The organism is Microbulbifer sp. CNSA002, assembly GCF_047324085.1.
GTDB lineage: Bacteria > Pseudomonadota > Gammaproteobacteria > Pseudomonadales > Cellvibrionaceae > Microbulbifer.
Window position 1 is genome coordinate 4,654,127 of the sequence record NZ_CP172449.1, and the last position, 18,516, is coordinate 4,672,642.

Here is an 18,516-nt window from a genome sequence, read left to right on the forward strand (position 1 = left end):
ATAAAAGGCCTTGTGCCGGCTCCCCTTTCCTGCCGGGAACGCAGTGACTAAAGCAAAAAAGGGATTGCGGCAATTGCGCGATCCCCTTTTCATATTTACGTACCCTCAAAGAAATAGGACTTTTACAAAGGGGTCGTACAGGTAGAGAAATTACGAGACCTGAGACGATGCGCAAAAATCAGCTCGATATCCTTGATTGCTTCAACATCTACCAGTGGACCGTAAATGTCTTCTAATAAGAAGGATAAACGCCAGCCTGTTGCCGCAACACTGCGCTCTTTGAATAAATCCGTAACTGTATTGATAGAGCCTGCTCCAGATCCAAATACATCCAAAGCCGCACTCATAGATACACGATAGCTATTGTTAACCGCGGCCAGCTGAGAGAGCCCGGCAGCATCCCAGAATAATGCACTGTAAGTATTGAACTCTCCCTCAACGCCAGCAGCGCCGTCATCAGTGGTTATTTCATAACCAGGCAATCGGTCCCGCACAACACTAGCACCGCCATAAGTGAGGTATGCAGGCGTTTGTGATTCACCACTGATACTGTACAGGGTGGGGATATTGAGGCCTATTGTTTCAATCTTATCCATATAGGACCCACCAACGAGTAAACAGCTCGATCCACCCTCCTCAAGGAACATCGGACCGGTAAAGAAATTGCCACTAACCGGTTCTTTCACCGTGCTGAACTCGATTGTTACCCAGGTGTCTGACCCGAAAGTGCGAGCTAGTAATTTCAGCTGCTCTTGGAAAGCCTCCCGGGCACTTAAGCGGGGACCACTTTGTTGATTTGGATCTGGGTGCAGGTAGGTTTGCGCAATACCGTTAACATTATCGATGTAACCAAATACTTCTTCTTTTATCGAAAAGGTATCAGTTGACTGGTGCAAAGCGGCTGTACCAGGCCAATCAAAATCCATCATAATACCGTAAAGATCCCACATATCCTCAGCATTACGCAGATGGAGTACAGACTCTTTACTAATGTCTAAATTGCGAATAACAAATGGTCTTTGCCATTTGTACTCAAGGGCCTCGGCAGTATAAAGAAGCCATTTTTGTGCTTGATCGAAATCATTGGCCGCTTTCAAGACCGCTTTTGAGACTCGACGTGAATGAATCAGGTCCGCAAAATAGCGCTGAGCTAGTTCTGGAGCATCATTGATTATATCTGCAACCATGCGATTAGCCTGATTCAAGATAATAGGCAGACGCTTGGATTCCTGCACCAATGTCGCCTCACTTTGTGCAAGCTCCAGAACAATGGCATTTACTTCAAACCATAGGCTTTCCAATCTATAACGACTACCAGCTTCTAAAATTTTACCGCTGCTATCGTAGAGTTTTACACGGTGCTCAGCTGCCAGGGCAGTATTCGCATCCTCCAGCAAAATAAAATCACCCAAAGCATCAATGGTGCTGTTAAGCGTATTCACACGATCTGCGAATTCACTAACAGCATCCCAGCTGCCATCCATATAGTCCTGGGCGGCTGTAGACAAAGATTCGAACAATACGGTACGAGATTCGAGCGCTTCTTGCTTCTCGCGAAGGCGGCTCATTTGAAGACCAAGCGAGTCCTGTTGCGAACGGTAATCCAGAACTATTTGCTCAAAGCCATCTTCAACACCGGCATCCAGTGCTAAGCGCTCCACTTCCGATTGGATTGTTTCCAAACGGTTATTTAGTCGCTGAAGACTTAGCTTCATTGAAGCTTGGATATTCGCTACATTTCGCGACCAAGAGGCTACTTCACTGCTTTTCCGGGTATCATCAGTTACATAGACACAGCTCTTTTCATAGCAATTATCGATAAATGTGGCACCCAACAGGCTATATATACGATTAGATAATAGTTGGTGGCGCCCTGAATAGGCCTCTGTTAATGCCTGGGCATTATGGAGGTAGTTATCATAATCCAACTTGGCAGTAGCAAGACTACTGTCCGCCTGCACAATAAAACCTGTGTCTTCCCCATCGAGGAACTCACTCAATATATTGAAAGAATCAAAATGTGTATCGCTGCTAAAGCCATGTGGCACAGCCAACTTCGACATACCGAGGAAGTTGGTATCACCGGTAAGCCAGGACATAGCATTTTTCAACTGATTAAGTTGAAAATGCCACTGCTCAACCGCCTGAGGTAAACCGGAATGCGGAGAGACTTCAGTAAAATCAGTGCCGGAGAATAGGGTGCGTAACTCAGCTTCCTTGGCTACCAGAGTATTCTGCAGAGATAAAATCTCATCGATCATTTGAGTAGACAAGGAAGAGTTAAGCTGGTCTGACTCTATCAATAAACCTGCCTGCTGTACTTTTACAGCCGCGAGATTACCCATTAACTGGTACAGCAAGGTGATATCTTTGTACTCGCCGGGCAGAACACCGGCTGGGGCGACATCGTTTTGGGTATTTGTTACGGAATCATAATATCGAGGGCTAACTTGCCCCCGAGAACTGGTCAATTGCTGCAGATAAGTGGGCGTATTCTCTACAAGAGCCACATACTCAACGAAAGCACTATTGAGCAGGGTAAAGGCATTCCCGACATGCTCAATTTCAATAGCAGCCAGCTCTCCATTCAAACGACTGGACAGCGCCTTATCCAGAGCAATATTGGCGTGAACAATTTCTGCGACCGCTCGATCGTAATAAAGATCCAGCAACGACTGTTGAAGCTCTAAATTCGCGGGGTATAACTCTAACTGTTCATAAATCAGAATTTCAGCAACAGAAATACGTGCACGCTCCGGATCGCCATATAAATCAGAAAACTCTTTGGGAGAAACACTGCTAAGATAGCTATTAATAACCTCTTCAGATTTAGCATCCAAGCTATACATTAAATCTAAATAACGGAATGCTGCATTATCGCGAGAATAAACCCCACCTTGCGGATCCTCTCCCTCAGCACTTACTGAATCAGCTTCGTTATAATAAAGCTGCTTACGAATAGCATCTACTAGTAGCTGACTTTCTACTTGAGTACCAATTCCAGTAGAAAACTCCAGTGCATTAGCTCCATCTAGTTTTGATGCAACTATCAATTCACTGCCAGACAACTTATCTGTGACTCCAGATTCGCCTCTAGCAGGAGAGTGCAACGACAGCCCAGCAACTAGTGCCAGCCCCATAACAGCTGTCGATTTCGACGAGTATTTCATTTATTCCCTTCCTATATTTTTATAATTTATCCCTTTAGCCTGCTACATCCATCCACATACGTTCACCGCAATAAAACAATACAACAGGATAAAATTCGCACGCTTTCTAACATGGCAATTAATTTAATTCAACAACAAAAATTTTCCACCAACCCGCATTACCACCAAACTCATTAATTAAATAAATTCGCATATAGCAGAGGCAGATATACATGTTAAATATATTTACAGAAGGACTCTCGTATAGCCCGAGAAACATCATTAAGAAAAATGTAAAATCTATAACTTATATCGCACAACCCACAAACTTAATTTAATACTCAACAACTCACCACATAAAAACCTATATTATCCTGACTATAAACATGATTTTCATAAAATCCATAATGGATAGCCTTAGAACATAAAATTTTCGATTCAGCTATATTGAACAACTCAAAGTAGTGCCTATAAGAAATAATCATATTTTGGTCACAACTCTATAGGAAAACATCAGAAAAATAATTAATTTTCTCAACATGGTTCCTTATTAAGCAAGAAATACAATTTCTTATATTGATATTTTTTTTAAACGATAGAACCAAATGAAGGTTTCTTATCCACGCAGAAATTATAAACATTCAATAGAGCTATAAATACTTCACTCAGAGCACCAATGCGGAGATAATTATTGGTATCCAATATCTATAGGGCTATCCATGCCGGACCTTAAAATCAAAGAGCTTTCTATCGGCACCTTACAGGGCGCAAGTTTTACCCTGGAACCCGGCCTAATTACCTGCATATCTGGGCCATCTGGTTCAGGCAAAAGCCGATTGCTTAGAGCCATAGCAGATCTGGAATCTCACAAAGGTGATATATTCCTGGGTGGTAAAGCTCAAAATTCTTACCCGGCACACAAATGGAGAAGCCAAGTGATGTTGGTTCCCGCGCAGACTGCCTGGTGGGAAGAAACTGTCGGCGATCACTTCGCAACCCCCATGAATGATGCACTTAAACTTCTCGGCTTTCCTGAAAATGCAGTAAAGTGGCAAGTAAATCGACTCTCTTCGGGAGAAAAGCAGCGCCTGGCTCTTATTCGCGCAATATCCTACAAACCTCAAGCCCTTCTTCTAGATGAGCCTACGGCCAACCTAGACGGCAGATCCGCGCAAGAGGTAGAGCAATGGCTGACAGGTCTCATTGAGGAGCACGAGCTGCCTACGATTTGGGTAGCTCATAGCCAGGAGCAGATTCGAAGGGTAGCTCACCGCCACTTGGCCATTGTTGATAATCAACTGAAAGAACAGGAGATCCGTCGATGAATGTAATCGACCTATCCTGGTGGCAGTTGTCTTTGGCAGCAGGGTTGGTATTGGCTCTAGCCGTATGCACTCATGTAGCGCGACTAAAACTAAGTAGATCGTTAATTGTTGCCGCTCTACGCACGGCTATTCAGCTCACTCTGGTAGGATTGGTACTGGAAACCCTTTTTGCAGTTGGCACCCTACTTTGGGTGGGACTTCTGGCTTTGGCAATGCTGCTATTTGCTGGGCAGCAAGTGGCAGCCCGACAAAAGTATCGCCTGCTCGGTGGTTGGAGTTTTGCCGTAGGCACTTTATCAATGCTGGTGTCCGCTTTCAGTATCACCATATTGAGTTTGGCCGTACTGATTGGCCCTACTCCCTGGTACCAACCCCAGTATTCCATTCCACTTTTAGGTATGTTGCTGGGGAATACAATGACTGGTGTTGCCCTAAGCCTGGACCGTCTAACAGAAAGTATGCACCGCTCCAGGGATATTATTGAGAATCGCTTGATGCTGGGGCATACCTGGCAACAAGCCAGCCTGGAGTTTCGGCGGGATGCGATGCGTGCAGGATTGATGCCGACAATTAATTCCATGGCTGCCGCTGGGATAGTATTTTTGCCGGGAATGATGACAGGGCAGATTCTCTCAGGCACCTCCCCTACAATTGCCGTCAAATATCAAATCCTGATTCTTTTTGCGATTGCATCAGGCACCGGTTTCGGCACTTTTCTCGCCGTTGCCCTGGCCTCAAGGCAGCTCTTTGATAAGCGGGAGCGCCTGCGCACTGATCGCCTGATTAAAAATGTCTAAAGTCTGTGGAGAGATGATTCGATCGAAGGAAGGAGAGCACTGGACACCTGAGAACCAGCGCTCTATTAACCTTTAACGGCCAAAGAATAAGATAGCCCCGGCGATAATCAGACCTACCAGCAAGGCCCATACTCCCCGCAGCATCAGCGATCGGGCATATTCCGCCTCTTTGTAACGCAATGCATAGGGAATGCCGGTAATCGGCCCGAGGACGATCGTTACAATCCCCCAAACCCAGCGCTTGTTACCCAAGGCCGTCAACGCAGCCATCAGGCCACCAAACCAGCATAAAGTTACGCCAATTACAATTACCACCAACGCCAGGATGGACCACCATTGATTGGCCAGGAAAATTTCTACAATTTGGGTTTCAGTCATGGAATTTAGCCAGTCCGTATTACCTTCCGATTACATCTTAATGCTCTCGGCACCTTAAAAGATTAGGTGCTTCCAGAACGAGACATCCGGATACCAACGCAAAGATGCTAAAAGAGCCGCCGCAGTGAGCGAAACCCATACAGATGACCCTTTTGGTACCCATCTAAGCTGAAATCACCATTGAGGGAAGCGGCGATACAGCCCTAGGACGCTATAGTAACCCTAAAGTGAATCCCGGGCGTATATTCCGTCTTGACTAAAAGATCCCCATAGAGATAGCGAGCACTCACTATCATGAGTACTCAGTAACTATCTCCAGCCCCGTGATCTTCTGGGTATCGTTGGCAAATTCGTAGTAATCCGGCTTTTCATCGATAAAGATTTGATGGGTCATTGTTGTCTCGGCCGGAAGATCAAAGATCCCCGCAGGTACTGAGTACTGGGAAGTTTCCTTTAAGCGATAAAAGAGGTGCGAACCGCACTTTGAACAAAAACCCCGTTCAGCCCAAATTGATGAATCAAATACACTGACATGTTCCTCACCGGTAATCTCAACACTGGTTTGACAATCCACCGCCAACAGAGGACCACCGCCCCATTTTTTGCACATACCGCAGTGACAAACCCCCAGATTTGAAGAGGGCAAAGATGCGCTAATTGTCACTGAACCACAGAGGCAACTTCCGTGTACTTGAGTCATTTTTTACCTAAGTATTTCTTACTTCAGAAAATCAATATTAAAATCGGGAGTGGAATCTACCATAGAAAACTAATCAGCCATTGATCAAAATCAGCAATATCGTAAGCTTCATATCGCAATGTGAAATAGTGCACAAACCTCCCAAGAAATAATCACTCCGCAATAAACAGCCAACAAACAATAAAGCACTGATTATTTAGCTCACCATACTAAACTCATCCTAATATCTAAAAAGTTAATGAAAATCCTATGATTTTTCAAGACAGCTAAATATGTGCACCTTATCAAGTAACATTAACGCTTATTTACTGGGATTCAGGCAAACTTATATATTCCCCGAGAGAACCCACTCAGTAACCAGACATTACTTGAATTATTTTAAATAAACTCTAATTCGAAAATTCCACCCTTGGATCACCAAAATCCTTACCAATATAGTCAGGTGCGCAAGGGATTAATTCTGAAGCCTCTATTCCCGCATCAATCAAATACTTTTCGACATTTCGGCTTCGCTCCATTGCCAAGTTTTCAAGTTCTTCACGAAGTTCCAGAGATGGGTTTTGGTAAAAAGCAACCTGGGATCTTCCGCTTCTGCTCATACCTGCCATGGAATAGGGGTACAGGGCTTGCCAGTCCCGGGCATTAGAGATACCGCATACTCCTGGCCGTGCGTCAGGGTTCTTGAGTAAAACAAAGACCATACGCTGTAGTTGTGTCAGTGCTAAATTAGTTAATTTTGCACTTCCAGGCTCAAAGTCAATAGACGCAAATGATTTCGCCCTGAAACGCCCCCAGGCATAACGTGCCAACAAATAAACGCCATATGGAGTCAAATAGCTTATCAAGGCATCTATAATTGCCTTTTGTAGCAACTCACTAAATACAAAACTAAAGGAGAACTTGGGATCGCGAATATTGCCGCTAACAGGCATGCCAAACTTGATATCCCCCCGCCCGTCTTTTAGCAACCATAGAGCAATATTCAAGGGAATCAGCGTGGACTTCACCGGTAGCTGATCATCTTTCCGCACCCGGCGAACTTTTAGTTTTTCCAGTCGTATATCGGCAAAGCCATTGAGTTCATTTTCAAATACCCGAATATTAACTACCGCATCTCCCTGCCCCTGAAGGATTTTGTAACCTAACAACTTGGCCATATAAGGCGTAGCAGGTATCAAATTTACGCTGGTGAGATATCCGGTAAGATCAGCATTCCACTTTTTATCTCCCAAGTAATCTACAGTTCCCCCTATCTGAACCTCACCAAATCCGCCAGGCCTTCCATTAACAACAATCACCGCAGGGGGGTGTTCGGCTAAGTTACTTAAATCACTGAGATTAAAGTTGATATCCCGGACCGGTAAGCGGGCCCTGAATTCATCTTGATAGTCTACCCAACTAAAAGTGCCGTGTTTTAGATATAGGTCACCGAGATGATATAGTAGCGGTGGGCTGCCTTCCTCCCTGAAAGCAAATGTGTCAATACCACCAAATCCTCGCAGTTCATTAATTTTTCGGGCTACCGGAAACTTCCCCGATAAATCCCTTAAGAGAATAAATCGAGGGCGCAGAAAGTCGATAAAACCAACAGTGAGTGTTTTCTTAGGGCGGTAGTAGCTCAAACCTTCAACCCACAGGGACTTAAAATCAGCCATCCATCTATGGCGATCAAAATCCAAACTATCCGGGTTTCTCTCAAAAAAATGAAAGTGAATTGCCTCACCACTGGCAAAGCGCCACTCGGTATCGGTAAAGAGCAAGTGCGACAAGGTTATGCTCTCACCGTGCACTAACTCTTCCCCAGAGGGTGAAAGTAAAGTGATGCCATTGACCCTCACAACAGCGAGTTCTGCCCCCTGACCACGGCGGTAGTTTCCCTCCAGCATTAAACTCGAGAAGCTGAAGCAATGATCTCCCTGATCCAGATAACCACTGGGAAAACATCCTGCAATTTCCTTAAACTGTAAATCCTTGAAGTCAACTCCCTGCCGACTGATATTTAAGTGCCCGGCCCCCATACCGGATACGGATAAAAGTTTAAGTGGCAATTCCTGTGGAAAATTTTGCTCATGCAACTGTACATTACTTATTTTTATCCCAGAAAGGATAAGCTGCCTACCGCTAGAGCCATTAATACCTTCTGCCTTGCCAATACTAAAGGCCCCAAATTCATAACAGGGCGCAATCTTTTCGTCTTTTAATAGCCCCCCTGGCATACATCCCCTCGCACCAGAGGCTTTCGCCAAAGATTCCCCTTGCAAGGAGATATTATCAATTTCAAATTTTGGTATTTTCAGAGGGCCCAAATTTTTCCTGGGTATTGATAACCCAACCAATTCTACAGAACCTTGAACTGACCAGGGGTGTGACAATTTGATTTTCTGTAATCCCGGCATGGATAATTTATCAACCCCAAAACAATGGTGGGAGTCACCTGCCCTGGCCCGACTCAGCTTATCCACAGTTACTGCAAGCCCCGTATCCCGCGTACACACCCGGATATTCTGCAAGCTTAGATTCGACACTGAGAACTCTGCACCGCTATCCCAGATAAATCGACTCCAACTCAAGCTCTGGACACCGGCTTCTAAATAGCCGCTACCCTTTTGCCAAAACGCGATAGGCTTACTCTTTAACGGTCCTAAATCCAAGCGGGGGGCGTCGGAATCTATACCCAATTTTGCCCAGGAATCACTAAAGCTTATTTGTGGGGTCTCAATGCAATCAGCAAGACCCATATCTTCATTATTTTCAGAAGAATAAGATCTCAACCCACAAAGCAGAACATCATCGATATTGAGCCCATAAAAATCGAGAGTATTGGAGGAAAAAGACGTTCTCTTCGTGAATACTCGCCCCAGTTGCAACATGGGTACAGTTTCAAAGTCCTCCTTTAATTCCACTTCTTCGATCGACCAACCGCTTTTCCCTACCGAATGGATATCTTGCCCAAATACACAGGTCGGTATCGATTTATACGCCTCTGCTAGCCAGGGAAGACACAAGGTTACTCTGTCAGCAGCAACATCCTGCAATGCAATTTTTGACTGGGTAGGCTTTTCCCGGGACCATAGCAACTCTAGCTTTGGTATAAGTACACCCCCAAGGTCAAAAACATTCTCGCCAGACAGGTTTTTCAACTGCACGGATTGAATTGCTGAGTCATCCATATTGGCAATTAGATTGCGTTGGCTGAAATAAACGAAGGAGTAATCTCCCAGTAAAAGGCGCTCAACATCTACACAGTGAATATTTAGTGAACTCACTTGCCTACCGCCGGGAAAGCAGCCACTCAACTGCTCAGCATTTGCACCGGGCAAAGCGATATAAGATTCAGAGTCTGGTGTACGTCTATGCCTTAGCCTGACAAGGGGTAGCTCTATCTTTTTTAAGTCAAATAATTTCCTGCCTCCCTTTGTCTTCGCTTCAGCACTAACCACGGAAATTTTTTTTACAGAGAGATCTATCCCCTGCTGCCAAGATATAAAGAGCGGCTCCCTTTGCTCTAATGAGTGGATATCAAAGCAAACTGGCAGGTTTTCGTGGTTTTTATTGGCGCGATAAAATAACCTTTTCCAACCTTCATTGAGACAGCCAGCCAGTTTCTTCAAAACAAGGTTTTTTATTTCCAGGTTTGGGTTTTCTATGGTGGCCAGCCCTAAGTCGTCAGGATTTTTATCCGCATCAATATTTTGTTGATCCAGTCTTCCTTTTTCGGTGCCGTAATTATCATCACCAACTCCTTGAGGAATACCCGGTAACTGACTGGTCGCCACCCAAGGATTATTTGTAACCTTTCTTTTAAATAAGCTATCGCCACTTTCAAACTGCTGTATCAGTAAGCCACTTCCTGCACCAGCGGAATCATTTAGAAGTAATCGGTGAAGGCGCAGTTTTCCCAAAATGGCATAGCCATCTTCACCTCCCTGCCAGGCAAAATGTCCCTGCCCTGAAAAGCTGTTCAAACGTGCGCACAAAGGCTGCCAATCCGAGGGGAGAAAGTCCTGCGGCAAACACCCTGATAGTGACTGGATAAAAAAGTCCTGAGCAGATAGCGGGCCGTTACGACCTATTGTATCAATGGCCCGCCAGCGTAGGTCCTGTAGTTTAGCTCTGGGACGGCCTCTGGCACCTATTGAAAATTGAGCCAATTGCAGAGGACCGCTAGAAAGCCCCCAATCAATATTGTGTTCAGCAGAGCCGAACTGAAAGGCAAATTCCTCTGTACTTTTGAGACCAACCATAGAGACACAGTGATCGGGCTTCTTCCACAGACCGCCCGGTACACACCCATTGGCTGTTTCTATCGCAAGATGGGCAAAAGATAATATTCGCGTTTTGGCATAAAACTGAAGAGGACCAAATACACCATTATTAGCCCTGATGGGATGGCTGGTAGATCGAGCCATATCCAAGAGGTAGCCCCGATTAATTGAACTGGCCCCTGTATTTATTTTTAAGCGATCGTTCCAGTCGAAAACCGTTTTTTCCGGCAGGTCTAAATTAGCCGCTCGCAGACACAGGTGGGAGTTGGCGTTACGCAGATGTCGTGGACACCAATCAAATGCCTGGGCAAAGCCTCGCCTCCATCCCAAGCGCTTTTTCGGGCGTTCAAAATTAAACTCACTGATGCTAATAACCCCGGCCCGCCAATCCTGCCAAAGGCGATCACTGTGCCTCAGTACAACACTCTCACCATTGAGCTGCCGCCACTGGGCACGAGCCTTGCGGCCAAACCCGAATTTCATATCGCCTTCTGCGGCAAGCCGGCGGGCGGAGGCGCAATGTCCAATCAGGCTTTGCAGCCCTGTTATTGCATCGGCCCAACGCTGTGGCGGGCATCCTATAAAGTATTCCGCAGTAAACTTGTTAAGATCTGTATTGAGGCTCGGCCAGGAAAAATTGACCTGAGTTCCTTTCAAGCTGCCTATCACCGTGTTGTATCGTGATTTCCCTCTCTCCCAGGCCAATAAGTCACCGACCTGTAAATCCCCAATAGCAATATCTACATTCAGGGGAACATCACCTTTGCGCCATAATGCCAGCGTGAATTTATCGGTTTGGAGTTTGCCGATGGCTGCGCAGGTAGCTTGGTTCCAAATAGGCTTGTGCAGGTAGCAAAGTTCACTATCTCGTATCTGGGCGCGACCGATAAGCAGCCTGAAATCGCGATCCTGCCGCGCTCCACCTCCAAGATTCCATCCACCTACCTCCCACTCCCGGTACAGTTCACCCGGGTAAGATTGCAAGTCCATATAGGCACCGCTCACCGATGCCTTGGGCAAATGAGCTCGTCCCCATAACAATTGCCACCAGCTGTAATCGAGCATTACCTCATGAGCGGAGAATCCCCGCCCTTCGCGATTCTCAGCTTTTACATCAATCGCTATAACACTTAGATTCAGCAGCGATACGCGCAAATGATCCACATGGAATTCAAGGCCTCGCTCCTCCATCCAGTCGCCAGCTTTTACCCGCACCCAGTTTGCTGCCCACCAGTGAAGAACTTCCACCAGCAATAGCCCAGCTAGCAGCCACCAGATTAAGCGGCGGAAAAAGGCACTCTGAGAAGCGGGCTCTGGGGGCATTAGAATTAAGCGCCAGAAAATGAATTTTATGCAGATTACAACTGCAATTAGGCCCATACAGTAAAGACCAGCACCTGGGGATTTTTTTGCCTTGGCGCTGCTATTCGCGATAATAAGCAGCTGCGTCGTCCATTCGCTCGCAGTCAAATGCGAACTGTCTACTATTTATCCAGGGGTGTATTTGCGCGGCGCGGAAGTTTGGGAAGCCAGTATCCTTACCGCCTCTCATTTTTTCTGTTACCCAGCCAGTGAGTAGACATGCAGGAGCATCCAAACTACCAGGACATCCTTTTGGTCGGCGGCGGCCATAGCCATGCTATTGTGCTGCAAATGTGGGCCATGAACCCTCTGCCAGGCGCGCGCCTGACCCTGGTCTCTCCCCAAGTGCAAACCGCCTACTCCGGTATGTTGCCCGGAATGGTTGCAGGCCATTACTCCCTGGAAGACACTCATATAGATCTTGCCAGACTCTGCCGGGCCGCTGGTGCCCGCTTTATACAGGCCTGTGCACACGAAATTGACATCGATAATCGCACCGTATCCCTATTGGGTAGACCTCCCATAGAGTACGACCTGCTCTCTTTGGATGTCGGCGCGACTCCCGCCCGCGAGTTACCGGGCTCCGAATTGGCAATCCCGGTAAAACCTATCGGGCATTTCTACCGTTTCTGGCAAAAGCTGCAAAAACAGGTTGGTGAAAACACCTCACCTTTTCGCTTAGGAGTTGTCGGCGGCGGTGCCGGAGGTTGCGAGCTGTCGATGGCAATGGCTCACGCTTTACAAGGCGCCGTTAAGAAAAAGCAGGTAGAGGTTCACCTGATTCATGGCGCCGCAGCAATTCCCCAGGGCTATCCAGTCAGAGCACGCAAATTAGTCTCAAAGGAGATGCAAGAGCTAGGGGTTCAGTTACACCATAACTGGAACGTTAATGAAATTACCGAACAGGGTGTCGTTAATGGGAGCGGTGACTGTCTGCCCCTCGATCAGGTAATACTCACCACCAATGCCTGTGCTCCCCCCTGGCTGGCCAACTCGGGCCTATCCCTCGATGACAAAGGCTTTGTGGTGGTGGATCAAACACTTCGCGCCCAGGGGCGGGAAGACGTTTTTGCAGCTGGTGATGTGGCCAGTTTCGCCCCAGAACCTCTACCTAAGGCTGGAGTTTACGCCGTTCGCCAGGGGCCAGTTCTATTTCACAATCTGCGCGCCTCCCTGACCGGACGCCGCTTAAAACAATACCGGCCACAAAAAGATTTTCTCAGCCTGCTTTCCTGTGGTGGCAAGCGGGCTGTGGCAGTTCGAAATGGCTTCGCCGCTGCAAGCGGTCTGATGTGGCGATGGAAAGACTCTATCGACCGCACATTTATGCGACGCTTCAGTGAGCTGCCAATGGACATGGCTGATCACACTGCCAAAACCAAAGACATCGTCGACCAGCGCTCAGGCTCTTCTCTATCTCCTATGCGCTGTAATGGCTGTGGCGCAAAAGTTGGAGCCGATATCCTGCGCCGCACGCTGGCGACCCTTCCGGATCAGCATTCGGAATACCTGTTAAAGGGCGTCGGTGATGATGCCGCAGTTATGGACCTGCCGGCTAATCATTTATTAGTGCAGAGCTCCGACCAATTGCGTGCACCTGTAGATGATCCATGGATATTTGGTCGCCTGGCGGCTCTGCACGCCCTATCCGACCTATTTGCTATGAATGCTCGACCCGCCACTGCACAAATCCTTGCAACCCTGCCTACGGCTGCAGAGGAAATTACCCGGCGAGACCTACAGCAGTTACTTGCAGGAGCCATCCACGAGCTGAACCGACACCACTGTGTCCTATCTGGCGGGCATACCGCCGAAGGTTCTGAAATGCTAATGGGCTTAACCGTCAATGGATTTTCCGAGCGGGAGCAACTCCTGGAAAAAACAGGTGCCCGCGGGGGAGACTGCTTGATCCTGAGCAAGCCATTGGGAGTAGGCACTATCCTGGCAGCAGAGGGCGCGGGAGAGGCTAAAGGCCTATGGTTGCAGCAGGCGCTGGAAACCATGTTGCATAGCAATGCCGACGCCGCAGAGATATTTGCCCGTCATAACGCCAATGCGCTGACGGATGTCACGGGCTTTGGCCTGCTGGGTCACCTATTGGAAATGCTCGGCCCTGAAGGGTTAAGCGCGACACTGATCGCTGAGAATCTACCGCTAATCTCCGGCGCCGCCACTTGTATCGAGCGCGGATGGCTATCCAGCCTGCAACCGCAAAATGCCAATGCCTACGCCTTTGTCGAAAACCCCCAGGAGTGGCAGCCATTGCCACAGTGGTCATTGATTACCGATCCACAGACTTGCGGGGGGCTCCTCGCTGCTGTTCCTATTGACCAGGCCGAAGCCTGCGTGGGCGCACTGCTAGAACGCGGTTACACCCAGGCGTCAATTATCGGTGTAGTAACAGACGCACAGAATCCAGAAGTAAGCGTACACTTGCGCAAGTCTGCAGACTGGCGAGCGCTAATTTCACAGGACAACGAGACTGTACCAGGACAGGTTTAAGGATTTTGCGAAACCGGAACAACAGCCGGTTATGAGCTTTGTATGATTTCTATTGAGAGAGGCCTTCACCGACTTTATTAACTTGTCATCTGTCTTTCAGCGCGACATACTGGCGTTAGAAAAAACATCGGTGACATATTTCCCGATACCAAAAAAGGTCTTCACAGATTGGGGAGTCGGCTTTTAGCAATCGACAGGAAGACCCCTATGAAAAAGATCGTCATTATTGGCGGCGGTGCCAGCGGCCTGCATTTGGCTACGCGGCTCGGTCAATATTTTTCTTTTACCCCTTTCTTTAAGCGCCGCCGCAAGTCCCCCGCTGCACAAGTTACTCTGGTCGATCGAAATCGCACCCACCTCTGGAAACCACTGCTACACCAAGTTGCCTCCGGCGCATTGGATGCCAATATGGATGCACTGAATTATCAGGTGCACGCCCGCATTCACGGCTATGAATTTCAGTTGGGTAGCCTGCAATCTCTGGATCGTGAACGACAGGTAGTTGAGCTCGGACCCGTTAATGATGAAGACGGTAGCGAGTTAGTACCCGCGAGGGAATTGGAATACGATTATTTGGTGCTGTGTATCGGCGGGCATAGTAACGACTTTCATATTCCCGGCGTCAGGGAAAATTGTATTTTCCTGGATAGCAGTTATGAAGCACAAAAATTTCACCAAAACCTTCTCAACCGTTTCCTGCGTTTAGAAACCCGTGTTGACGATAAATTGCAAGTGGCGATCGTTGGTGGCGGGGCAACGGGTGTAGAACTCTCGGCAGAACTAGTGGATGCTGTAAAGTTGGTTGGCAACTATGGACGCATTCGTCCCAATGCGATGGAAATCACCTTGATAGAAGGGGGTGATCACCTACTCCCAGCACTACCAAAACGAATTGGAAATAATGCTGAACGCGAGCTGGCCAAGATGGGGGTTAATATTCTTACCGGCCATCATATTTCAGCTGCAACAGAGAGCGGACTCACCACGTCTTGTGGCAAGGAAGTTCCAGCCGCTATCCGAGTGTGGGCTGCCGGCGTCAAGGCTCCGAAATTTCTCACTCAACTGGATGGCCTCAGTACCAACCGACTCAATCAAATCGAAGTGGAAACTACCTTGCAGACCCAAACTGACGCAAAGATTTTTGCCATGGGGGACTGCGCCAGTTGCATTGACGGCAATCACCAGCGAGTGCCTCCGCGCGCCCAGGCAGCACAGCAAATGGCTACCCTGGTTGGCGATAATATTATTGCCCTATTTGAAGATAGGCCTTTGCACCATTTTTATTATCGCGATCGAGGCTCCCTGGTATCCCTCAGTCAATACACTGCCGTTGGCAACCTGATGGGGGCGTTGGTTAAAGGCAGTCTTACCGTAGAAGGACGCCTTGCTGGCCTTGCCTATCGCTCACTCTACCGTATGCACTTGGCGGCAATCCACGGCTGGCCGAGAGCTATGCTGCTCTACCTAATCGGGCAGGCGAACCGGTTTGTGAAGCCGAAGCTCAAGATGCACTAAAGTATCGATCCCATGGAGCTAAGGGGATATTAGACAGTTAGTGCAAAACTAACTAATAGCACTACCAATAAACCCTGCACATGGAAGTGCCAGGGCGGTAACATTATGAATCAGACCAGCCCATCAATTAAGACCTCTGAGCTGAATGCGAGCTCCTTTGTAGATCCAGGCAAAGCCCTTGTGTGAAAATATAAAATGAAAAAACAGTATCAAAAAATTGTTGTACTTACCGGCGCAGGAATTTCAGCTGAATCTGGCATAGGTACTTTTCGCGGTGCCGATGGCCTGTGGGAAAACCATCGCCTGGAAGATGTCGCAACGCCAGAGGCATTTGATCGCAATCCGGCACTGGTACATAGATTTTACAATGAACGCCGCCAGCAGCTGCTATCTGCAGATATCCATCCCAACCCCGCCCATCTCGCCCTGGCCGAACTGGAACAGAAATTCCAAGGGGATTACTTACTGGTTACTCAAAATATTGACAACCTGCATGAGCGCGCGGGCAGTGAGCAGTTAATTCATATGCATGGAGAGCTACTAAAAGCACGATGCCGTAGGAGCGGAAAACTATATCCCCTCGATTCGGACCTTTCGATAACTGATACCTGTAGTTGCTGTCAGCAGGCGGGAAACCTTCGCCCCCATGTGGTCTGGTTTGGAGAAATGCCTCTGGAAATGGAGACTATCTATCAGGCGTTGTCCGATTGCGACCTATTTATCAGCATTGGCACATCTGGAAACGTCTACCCAGCAGCGGGATTTGTCGAATGTGCCAATCAGGCTGGAGCTCACACCATAGAGTTGAACCTGGAGCGCAGTAGTGTCGGCGATGCCTTCAAGGAACACCGCCACGGACTGGCGTCACAGGTAGTCGATACTTTTATAAAAGAAATTATTAATTAAGGTGACTCTGAAACTGCATTTTCTGTCTGCGAGGATTTCATCGGGCCATAGCGCTGTATCAAAGTGGTTACCCCCTCATTATCACGCACAAGGATATAGAGTCGGTCAAACTCACTGGCCTCTCGAATGGGTCGCCCTTTTTCACCGCCGAGCAATTCCGCCAGTTTTGGAGTGGTATTGCTGTGCCCAACCACTAAAATCCGATTTCCTGCCTGCTGCAAAGAGTTAGCAAATTCTTTTAAATCTCTGGGGTTATAAATTTCCACTTCAAGCCCCAGCTCTTTTGACAGAGGCTCAACCGTTTCCCGGGTGCGGTTGTAGTCAGTGCTATAGATAGCATCTATACCCACTCCCCCAAGAATATAGGCGAGTTGCCGAGCACGCTGCTGGCCCGCCTCAGTCAAATGAGGGTCGCGACCCACCCCGGGCCCTTTCTCTTTTTCTGCATGGCGTATTAAGTAAATAACCTGAGACTCAGAAGAGTCGGCTAAAACCCAATTTGAAGCCCCAACCAGAACAAAAAGTGTACAGAAAATAAACGACTTAAGTCTTGAAAGCACAGTATAAACTCCCAGGTAAATAACGGGGCAGACATATGCTGAATATAATAAGGTAAGTAAAGAGAGGATGCGGCGAAAATGCCAAATAATGCGATGAATTAAAATCGAACGATTTTTGAAAAAATATTTGATGCCGGATATCCGGCATCAAATTAGTGGTCATCCAGAATTAGATTTTCCACTCTTTTACGGTGTCCAGACCGTACTCATCAATCCACTGGCTCAGGGCCTTAGGATTACGCTTTTTCTTTTCAACAGTAGCGCCGGTATACGGGTTGCGATAGTGACCAGTTTCCAGCTTGGGCTCTGCTGCCTTTGCTGCCGGTGCTGCACGACGACCGCGACGGGGGCTGTCACCTTCCTTCTTGAGGTGACGGGCAACGCGAGCCTTCAGGGTTTGTACGTAGTCTGCAGGATCTTCATCACCCAGCTGTGCTACCAACCACTCAACGATTTGCTGGCCACGGGCAACGAAGAATTCCTCTTCATCCATGTGGTATTCTGCAGCAAGGTTTACCAGTGCTTTATCATAGGCAATTACGCCATCTTTCTTGCGTTCAGCCTGAGCCATTTGCTCTTGTAACTCTTCGATTCTTGCCTGATGTTCGGCGATTTGTTGTTCAAGTTGTTCGTATTCCTGAAACATTCAATAAACCTCAACGACGGTTATTAAAAAACACAGAGATATATCTGTGGCGCTGGGCGACACAGATTGTTATTTCGGATATACCGTGTAAAAAATCAACAAACATCATGGCTGGCCAATGGCAAGCAATTTAGTGATGTTTAGTCCGGCATATTATGAATTGCCCGATATACATGAGTAGATACCACTACACATCGTGTAGTTCTGGTGTTAGGTATATTCGGCAAATACATTATTAAAAACTAGCCGATTTCAGCTCGGTTCGGCAAACACTCCGAATCACTGATTATATTTTTCGACTGAGGTCGCGAATAATAATCTTTCACCGGCAAATATCAACCATTTGTGTCCCTACCTTTGAATATAATAGGAATAATTCAAAATAAGGGCTAAAAAGTGTAACAAAGGCGG

At 47.5% G+C, this 18,516-nt stretch carries 11 protein-coding genes; 5 read left to right on the top strand and 6 right to left on the bottom strand.

Translation table 11 applies throughout. The annotated features are described in order from the left end of the window. Window positions 1-122: 122 nt before the first annotated feature. The gene (locus tag ACG1BZ_RS20555) at window positions 123-3,170 is read right to left on the bottom strand and encodes a hypothetical protein (RefSeq protein ID WP_413663444.1); all 3,048 of its coding nucleotides are present in this window, start codon (window positions 3,168-3,170) and stop codon (window positions 123-125) included. Between the two features lie 698 nt (window positions 3,171-3,868). On the opposite strand from ACG1BZ_RS20555, the gene ACG1BZ_RS20560 reads away from it, so the two are divergent. Further along, entirely contained in the window at window positions 3,869-4,474 is a 606-nt protein-coding gene (locus tag ACG1BZ_RS20560; RefSeq protein WP_413663445.1) for an ATP-binding cassette domain-containing protein, read from the top strand. Further along, complete coding sequence (locus tag ACG1BZ_RS20565) at window positions 4,471-5,271, top strand: ABC transporter permease (protein WP_413663446.1); 801 nt, start codon at window positions 4,471-4,473, stop codon at window positions 5,269-5,271. Before ACG1BZ_RS20560 ends, ACG1BZ_RS20565 begins: the two co-directional genes overlap by 4 nt. A gap of 72 nt (window positions 5,272-5,343) precedes the next feature. Here the strand turns inward: ACG1BZ_RS20565 and ACG1BZ_RS20570 are convergent, their stop codons facing one another. The 3 genes from ACG1BZ_RS20570 to ACG1BZ_RS20580 all read right to left on the bottom strand — a co-directional run bounded on the left by ACG1BZ_RS20570 (window position 5,344) and on the right by ACG1BZ_RS20580 (window position 11,937). Beyond that, on the bottom strand, window positions 5,344-5,649 hold the full coding sequence (locus ACG1BZ_RS20570) for a hypothetical protein (protein WP_282931129.1): 306 nt from the start codon (window positions 5,647-5,649) through the stop codon (window positions 5,344-5,346). 292 nt (window positions 5,650-5,941) lie between these two features. Further along, window positions 5,942-6,349, bottom strand: coding sequence for a GFA family protein (locus ACG1BZ_RS20575; RefSeq protein ID WP_413663447.1), 408 nt, complete (start codon window positions 6,347-6,349; stop codon window positions 5,942-5,944). Between the two features lie 389 nt (window positions 6,350-6,738). Next, window positions 6,739-11,937, bottom strand: coding sequence for a DUF748 domain-containing protein (locus ACG1BZ_RS20580; RefSeq protein ID WP_413663448.1), 5,199 nt, complete (start codon window positions 11,935-11,937; stop codon window positions 6,739-6,741). 258 nt (window positions 11,938-12,195) lie between these two features. On the opposite strand from ACG1BZ_RS20580, the gene selD reads away from it, so the two are divergent. The 3 genes from selD (at window position 12,196) to cobB (ending at window position 16,899) form a co-directional block, all read left to right on the top strand. After that, window positions 12,196-14,478 carry a selenide, water dikinase SelD gene (gene selD / locus ACG1BZ_RS20585; protein ID WP_413663449.1) on the top strand — a complete coding sequence of 761 codons (2,283 nt, stop codon included), beginning with the start codon at window positions 12,196-12,198 and terminating at the stop codon, window positions 14,476-14,478. 207 nt (window positions 14,479-14,685) lie between these two features. Then, window positions 14,686-15,993, top strand: a complete 1,308-nt coding sequence (locus ACG1BZ_RS20590) for an NAD(P)/FAD-dependent oxidoreductase (RefSeq protein WP_413663450.1) — start codon at window positions 14,686-14,688, stop codon at window positions 15,991-15,993. 195 nt (window positions 15,994-16,188) lie between these two features. Further along, window positions 16,189-16,899 carry a Sir2 family NAD+-dependent deacetylase gene (gene cobB, locus ACG1BZ_RS20595; protein ID WP_413663451.1) on the top strand — a complete coding sequence of 237 codons (711 nt, stop codon included), beginning with the start codon at window positions 16,189-16,191 and terminating at the stop codon, window positions 16,897-16,899. Here the strand turns inward: cobB and ACG1BZ_RS20600 are convergent. Beyond that, the gene (locus ACG1BZ_RS20600) at window positions 16,896-17,459 is read right to left on the bottom strand and encodes a SixA phosphatase family protein (protein WP_413663452.1); all 564 of its coding nucleotides are present in this window, start codon (window positions 17,457-17,459) and stop codon (window positions 16,896-16,898) included. The two genes, cobB and ACG1BZ_RS20600, sit on opposite strands and share 4 nt — an antisense overlap. Before the next feature lie 169 nt (window positions 17,460-17,628). Then, complete coding sequence (locus ACG1BZ_RS20605) at window positions 17,629-18,105, bottom strand: DNA binding protein (RefSeq protein WP_282931121.1); 477 nt, start codon at window positions 18,103-18,105, stop codon at window positions 17,629-17,631. Window positions 18,106-18,516: the final 411 nt, after the last annotated feature.

Bases quoted from the DNA above. Each gene is read 5' to 3' on its own strand.
- ACG1BZ_RS20555 (WP_413663444.1), bottom strand. From the start codon at position 3,170: ATGAAATACTCGTCGAAATCGACAGCTGTTATGGGGCTGGCACTAGTT.
- ACG1BZ_RS20560 (WP_413663445.1), top strand. From the start codon at position 3,869: ATGCCGGACCTTAAAATCAAAGAGCTTTCTATCGGCACCTTACAGGGC.
- ACG1BZ_RS20565 (WP_413663446.1), top strand. From the start codon at position 4,471: ATGAATGTAATCGACCTATCCTGGTGGCAGTTGTCTTTGGCAGCAGGG.
- ACG1BZ_RS20570 (WP_282931129.1), bottom strand. From the start codon at position 5,649: ATGACTGAAACCCAAATTGTAGAAATTTTCCTGGCCAATCAATGGTGG.
- ACG1BZ_RS20575 (WP_413663447.1), bottom strand. From the start codon at position 6,349: ATGACTCAAGTACACGGAAGTTGCCTCTGTGGTTCAGTGACAATTAGC.
- ACG1BZ_RS20580 (WP_413663448.1), bottom strand. From the start codon at position 11,937: ATGCCCCCAGAGCCCGCTTCTCAGAGTGCCTTTTTCCGCCGCTTAATC.
- selD (WP_413663449.1), top strand. From the start codon at position 12,196: ATGCAGGAGCATCCAAACTACCAGGACATCCTTTTGGTCGGCGGCGGC.
- ACG1BZ_RS20590 (WP_413663450.1), top strand. From the start codon at position 14,686: ATGAAAAAGATCGTCATTATTGGCGGCGGTGCCAGCGGCCTGCATTTG.
- cobB (WP_413663451.1), top strand. From the start codon at position 16,189: ATGAAAAAACAGTATCAAAAAATTGTTGTACTTACCGGCGCAGGAATT.
- ACG1BZ_RS20605 (WP_282931121.1), bottom strand. From the start codon at position 18,105: ATGTTTCAGGAATACGAACAACTTGAACAACAAATCGCCGAACATCAG.